The following is a 6,000-nucleotide window of genomic DNA, read 5'->3' as shown; positions in this document are numbered from 1 at the left end:
GGTGGGTGTGCCGCCGGTCCCGGTGGTGGTGCCCGCGGTGTCGGTGGGTGTGCCGCCGTTTCCGGTGGTGGTGCCCGCGGTGTCGGTGGGCGTCCCGCCCGTTCCGGTACCGGTCCCGCTCGGGCCGGTGCCGGTTCCCGAATCGCTCGGATCCGGGCCGAGGCCGCCGGAGTCCGATGGAGTGCTCCCGTCCTCGCCGTCGTCCCCGGCGACGGACAGGGTCACGGGCGCACCCCATTCCAGCGTGCTGCCCTCGACGGGCTGCGAGGCGGTGACCCGGGCGTCGTCGGGCGGCAGGGCGTCACCGTCGTACGCCGTCGCCAGCCCCGCTCCGGCCAGCGCCTGCGTCGCCTCGGCGAACGACATGCCGGTGACGGTCGGGACGGTGTGTTCCGCGTGCGGGTCGAAGGCTTCGTCGTCGCCGTCGGTGCCGAGCCGGCGGGCGATGCCCCGGTCCGGGTCCTGCACGTCGATGAGCTGGAGCCGGTCGATCCGGTGGTCGCCGGGCGGCGGTTCGACGACGACGATGTGGTCCTGCCGGTACCCGGACCACTTCTTGTTGCCGTCCTCGAACCGCACGGACGCTTTTTTGACGTTCACCTTCGAAGGGCGCAGCGGATTCCCGCAGGAGCACTTCACTGCGGGCAGTCCCTGCCTGTCGACCAGAACGGCGATTCCGGCCTGGAGCAAGGCGTCGAAGGGGACGGCCTTGCCGTGCTTGTACTGGTGGTTCGTCACGAGCGTGTCGTGGCGCAGTACCACGGGTGTGAGGTGATCGACATAATCCGAGATCTGATCCGGGCGGATATGCAGGGCGCGTGCCCATTCCTTCGCCTTGGCGGAGTTCTCGGGCGCGGTGAGGAATTGCTTCAGCTTCGCCACGGCACAGGTGCCGGGTTTCGTCGAACCGCCGAACTCACCGGTGGCCCCACCGGTCGGATCCTGCCCCGGTGAGCCGCCGTTCTGCCCGGCAGTGCCACCGCCCGAGCCGTCCCCACCGGAACCGCCCCCGTCGCCGGAGCCGTCGCCGGTGCCGCCCCCGGACGGACCGTCACCGCCGGAGTCGCCCCCACCCTGGTCACTGCCGTCGTCCGGTGTGCCGCCGTACAGCCCCGGGCTGTTGCTGGCCTGCACCCCGCCGCTCGGCGGCGCCTCGGGAACCTTGGTGTCCCGGCCGAGCAGGCCGTCCTCCTCGAAGAAGGGATCGGCCTGTGAAATGCCCATGGCCACGGCGCGGACCGCGAACACCTGATCGGATGTGCCGCAGCCACCGATTATCAGCACGAAAACCAGCAGTAGAGCGGCCCTGCGGACCGTCGATATCACGGCCCTGTGCATGGAAACGCGAATTGTCATGACCGCTCCCCCTGCGGTTTCCCCCGTGGACTCCGCGGCGCGGGCGTGCGACCGGACGCGGAACTTCGCCCCTCCATGCTACTGAATGGAAATGCCTTTCCCGCAAGGAGAAAAGGAAAGTTAATTCAGCGACCGCGCGCGTTCAGTGAGGCCAGATAGGCGTTGTACGCCTCGAGTTCCTTGTCGCCGTCCCGGTCCGCGGCCCGGTCCTTGCGCCTCGCCTGCCGCTGCTCGGACCGGTACCACTGGAAGAGCAGGGCGAGCAGCACGAGGACCGACGGAATCTCGCTGAACGCCCAGGCGATGCCGCCCGCCGCGCTCTGGTCGGACAGGGCGTCGACGCCGAGCGACGCGGCCGGGTGCTTGTACGTCGAGACCATCGGCTCGGAGGCCATCATCAGGGCGATGCCGAAGAACGCGTGGAACGGCATGCCCGCGAACAGCTCCAGCATGCGCATCAGATGGCCGGGGCGGTGCGGCCCCGGGTCCACGCCCATGATCGGCCAGAAGAAGACCAGTCCGACCGCGAGGAAGTGGCACATCATCGCGATGTGCCCGGCCTTGGAACCCATGAGGAAGTCGAAGAGGGGCGAGAAGTACAGCGCGTACAGGCTCGCGATGAACAGCGGGATGGTGAACGCGGGATGGGTGACGATCCGCATGTACCGGCTGTGCAGGAACATCAGCAGCAGTTCACGGGGGCCCTTGCTGCCTCGCGTCGAGGCGACCGGCAGCGCGCGCAGCGCCAGGGTGATCGGCGCCCCGAGCAGGATCAGGATCGGCGACAGCATGCTGATCACCATGTGCTGCACCATGTGTACGCTGAACATGACCATGCCGTAGTCGTTCAGTCCGGTGCACATGACGAGCATCACGGTCAGCACACCGACGACGAACGCGGCGGTCCGGCCGACCGGCCACTTGTCGCCGCGCCGCGCGAGCCGTACGACCCCCCAGCCGTACAGGCCGAGCCCGACGAGGCAGGCGACGAGGAAGAACGGGTCCGCGGACCATTCGAGCCCCCGCCCCAGCGTGAACGGCGGCAGATCCATGGTCATGCCGTGCCCGCTGTGATCCATCCGCCGGCTCCTGTTTCGTGGGGGGCCTCCCAGGCTTTTGGGCCACTGGGGGAGGTTGTGCGCTGTCTGTCCGCACCAGAGTAGAACCGCCCCCGGTCGCGGCTGCGACCGGGGGCGGTTCCATCCACGTACGACGGCTGCCGGCGACGACCGGGCGGGACGGCCCGCGCCGGAGGTGGTGTCAGAGCACGCACTCCGCCTCGGCGTACCGCTCGTCGGGCACCGTCTTGAGCGTCTCGACCGCCTCGGCGAGCGAGACCATCACGATGTCGGTGCCGCGCAGCGCGGTCATCCTGCCGAACTCACCGCGGTGCACGGCCTCCACGGCGTGCCAGCCGAAGCGGGTCGCGAGGACACGGTCGTACGCGGTCGGGGTGCCGCCGCGCTGCACGTGGCCGAGGATCACCGGGCGGGCCTCCTTGCCGAGGCGCTCCTCCAGTTCGAGGGAGAGCTGCCGGGCGATGCCCGCGAAGCGCTCGTGCCCGTAGATGTCCTTGCCACCCTCGTCGAACTCCATCGTGCCGGCCCGCGGCTTGGCGCCTTCGGCGGCGACGACGATGGCGAACCGCTTGCCCGCCTCGAAGCGCTCGCCGACCTTGGCCGCCAATTCCTCGATGTCGAAGGGGCGTTCCGGTACGACGATGGCGTGGGCGCCCGCCGCCATGCCGGAGTGCAGTGCGATCCAGCCGGTGTGGCGGCCCATGACCTCCACGACCAGGACGCGCTGGTGGGACTCGGCGGTGGTCTTCAGCCGGTCGAGCGCCTCGGTGGCGACACCGACGGCCGTGTCGAAGCCGAAGGTGACGTCCGTGACCGCGATGTCGTTGTCGATGGTCTTCGGCACGCCGACGATGGGCAGACCGCCGTCCGAGAGCAGACGGGCCGCCTTGAGCGTGCCCTCGCCCCCGATCGGGATGATCGCGTCGAGGCCGAGCTCCTCGACGTGCCCCTTCGCCCGCTCCACGCCGTCCCGCAGGTGGGAGGGCTGGACCCGGGAGGAGCCCAGCATCGTGCCGCCGCGAGCCAGGATGCCGCTCACCGCGTCGAGGTCGAGCTTGAGGTAGTCGCACTCCAGGAGGCCCTTCCAGCCGTCCCGGAAGCCGATGACCTCGTCGCCGTGGTCGACGACGGCACGGTGCACGACGGACCGGATGACGGCGTTCAGACCGGGGCAGTCGCCGCCGGACGTGAGGACACCAATGCGCATAGCCCGAAATACCTTCTCAACGTGGGCCGGGGACCGGACCACGTTGTCCGGCAGGATCCCCGCCACCCTACCGGCGGGAGGGGGCCCTTCCGTAACCTGCGTCCGCCTGCTGGACGCACCCGCACAGGTGAGCGGAGGCCTTGTCAGACGGGCCCCCGCGCAGCGGAACTCCAGCGGCGGGGGAGCGGACGCGAAGACCCCGGCGGGACCGTCGTGCGGGGTCCTCGCCGGGGTCTGCCGAACCGTTTCCGGGCCGGCTCAGGCGGGCTGCCGGGCGGCAGTGCTCACGCGGGCTGCTGCGCGGCCGCGATGCGCTCGTTGCGCAGCGCCTCGTACCACCGGTCGTCGATCGGCGGCAGCGCGTTCACATCCAGCGCCAGCTTCAGCAGCAGGTCCGCGATCTGCGGGTTGCGGGCGAGGACGGGCCCGTGCATGTACGTGCCGAACACCGTGTCGTTGTACGCGCCCTCGGTGCCGTCGCCCGTGCCGTTGCCCTTGCCGAGCCGCACGTTCGCGAACGGGCGCGCGGAGGGGCCGAGGTGGGTGACGCCCTGGTGGTTCTCGAAGCCCGTCAGCTGGGGCAGCCCGAGGCGCGGGTCGATGTCCGCGAGGACGTCACCGACGCACCGCTCGCCCTCGCCGCGCACCGAGACCACGTCGAGCAGCCCGAGACCCGGCTCGCGCTGGCCGAGGTCGTTGATGAACTCGTGGCCGAGGATCTGGTAGCCGGCGCAGACCGAGAAGACGATCGCGCCGTTGGCGACCGCGCGGTGCAGGCCGCCGTCGCGGCGCAGGCGCTCCGCAGCGAGCCGCTGCGGCCGGTCCTCGCCCCCACCGATCAGGTAGATGTCGCCCGAGGTCGGGATCGGCTGGTCGCTGCGCACATCGAGACGGGCCACGTCGAGACCGCGCTGGCGGGCCCGGCGCTCCACGACGAGGGCGTTGCCCTGGTCGCCGTAGGTGCTCAGCAGGTCAGGGTAGATCCACACCAGACGCAGGCTGTTGTCGCTCATTCTCTTCGTCCTCCGTGGCTCAGTTGCCGACACGACGCCTCAGGTCCTGGAATGCGGTGTAGTTGGCGATGACCTCGATGCGCCCCGGCGGCGCCATCTGTACGGCCTGTTCGAGGTTCTCGCAGACCTGGAAGTGCTGGTTCGCGACCTCGAGGCGCACGGCGAGGTCCAGCTTGCGGTCGCCGAGAACGAAGATGGGGTGCCCGGTCAGACGCGTGTAGTCGACGTCCCACAGCCAGGAGGTGTCGGTGCCGTCGGCGCCGCGCGCGTTCACGGAGAGGATGACCGGAGTCGGCGGCGGGTCGATCAGCGAGAAGGTCTCCAGCCAGCCCGCGGGGTTCTTGGCGAGCAGCAGACGCAGGTCGCGCTGCATGAACTGCACCACGTCGTAGCGTCCGGCCACCGCCTGCACCTGGTACATGCGCTCCAGGGCGACCTGCGGCGGCACGCCGAAGACGGCGGCGACGGCGGCCGAGGACGCGGCGTTCGCCTTGTTGGCGCGGCCCGGCAGCTGGAGATGGATCGGCCAGGCGGAGCCGTGCGGGTCGAGCACGTGGTCGCCGGACAGCGCCCAGGTGGGCGTGGGGCGGCGGAAGCCGCACTCCCCGCAGAACCAGTCGTCGCCGGGGCGCTGCATGACACCGCCGCAGGACGGGCAGGACCAGGCGTCGTCCTTCCACATCTGGCCGGCGGCGACCCACATCACGTTCGGTGAGGAGGAGGCAGCCCACACGACGAGCGGGTCGTCGGCGTTGGCCACCACGACGGCCTTGGAGCCGGCCAGCCCCTCGCGCCAGTGCTCGGCCATCATGCGGGTCTCGGCGGCCCGGTCGAGCTGGTCGCGGGAGAGGTTGAGCAGGGCGATGCACTTCGGGTCGGTGTCGCGCGCGACTCCGGAGAGGTACTTCTCGTCGACCTCGATCACCGCGAACTTGGCGTCCGAGCCGCCGGCGAGCGCCGAGGTGATGCCGGCCGGCATGTTCGCGCCCAGCGCGTTGGACACGACCGGGCCCGCGGCGCGCAGCGCCTCCGCGATCAGCCGGGTCGTCGTGGTCTTGCCGTTGGTGGCCGAGACCAGGATCACGTCCAGGTGGGTGGCCAGCCGTGCCAGCAGGTCTGGGTCGAGCTTGAGTGCCACCCGGCCGCCGATCACCGATCCGCTGCCGCGTCCGGCGGCACGCGAGACGGCCGCTGCCGCCTTGCCCGCCGTCACGGCCAGCTTGGCCCGCGGCGTCAGCGGGTCCGAGTTGCCTGACATCGTTTCTCGATCCTCCTTGCGTACGCGCCGCGCCTCTGCCCCCGGCACCGTGTGGGCCTCAGCCTATCGAGATCCACTCAGGTGCCC

At 70.6% G+C, this 6,000-nt stretch carries 5 protein-coding genes; all 5 read right to left on the bottom strand.

Going from position 1 to position 6,000, the window contains the following annotated elements:
* Nucleotides 1–1,356, bottom strand: a 1,356-nt coding sequence (locus ACZ4IF_RS23455) for a DUF6777 domain-containing protein (protein ID WP_467565674.1), incomplete at its 3' end; no start/stop codon positions are given.
* A 125-nt stretch (nucleotides 1,357–1,481) separates the two neighbouring features.
* Nucleotides 1,482–2,435: a cytochrome c oxidase assembly protein gene (locus ACZ4IF_RS23450; RefSeq protein WP_467565671.1), complete on the bottom strand. Its 954-nt coding sequence runs from the start codon at nucleotides 2,433–2,435 to the stop codon at nucleotides 1,482–1,484.
* A gap of 181 nt (nucleotides 2,436–2,616) precedes the next feature.
* Complete coding sequence (locus ACZ4IF_RS23445; protein WP_359489880.1) at nucleotides 2,617–3,642, bottom strand: 6-phosphofructokinase; 1,026 nt, start codon at nucleotides 3,640–3,642, stop codon at nucleotides 2,617–2,619.
* A gap of 284 nt (nucleotides 3,643–3,926) precedes the next feature.
* Nucleotides 3,927–4,655, bottom strand: coding sequence for a type 1 glutamine amidotransferase (locus ACZ4IF_RS23440; RefSeq protein ID WP_345658098.1), 729 nt, complete (start codon nucleotides 4,653–4,655; stop codon nucleotides 3,927–3,929).
* Between the two features lie 19 nt (nucleotides 4,656–4,674).
* A complete protein-coding gene (locus ACZ4IF_RS23435; protein WP_095932785.1) occupies nucleotides 4,675–5,913 on the bottom strand; it encodes a MurT ligase domain-containing protein in 1,239 nt (412 codons plus the stop codon).
* Between the last annotated feature and the right edge of the window lie 87 nt (nucleotides 5,914–6,000).

It is taken from the genome of Streptomyces sp. NPDC025784 (assembly GCF_055558435.1).
This window is presented reverse-complemented; position numbering and strand designations above follow the sequence as displayed.

Excerpts from the sequence above, each read along its gene's own strand:
- ACZ4IF_RS23450 (WP_467565671.1), bottom strand. The coding sequence starts at position 2,435 with ATGGATCACAGCGGGCACGGCATGACCATGGATCTGCCGCCGTTCACG.
- ACZ4IF_RS23445 (WP_359489880.1), bottom strand. The coding sequence starts at position 3,642 with ATGCGCATTGGTGTCCTCACGTCCGGCGGCGACTGCCCCGGTCTGAAC.
- ACZ4IF_RS23440 (WP_345658098.1), bottom strand. The coding sequence starts at position 4,655 with ATGAGCGACAACAGCCTGCGTCTGGTGTGGATCTACCCTGACCTGCTG.
- ACZ4IF_RS23435 (WP_095932785.1), bottom strand. The coding sequence starts at position 5,913 with ATGTCAGGCAACTCGGACCCGCTGACGCCGCGGGCCAAGCTGGCCGTG.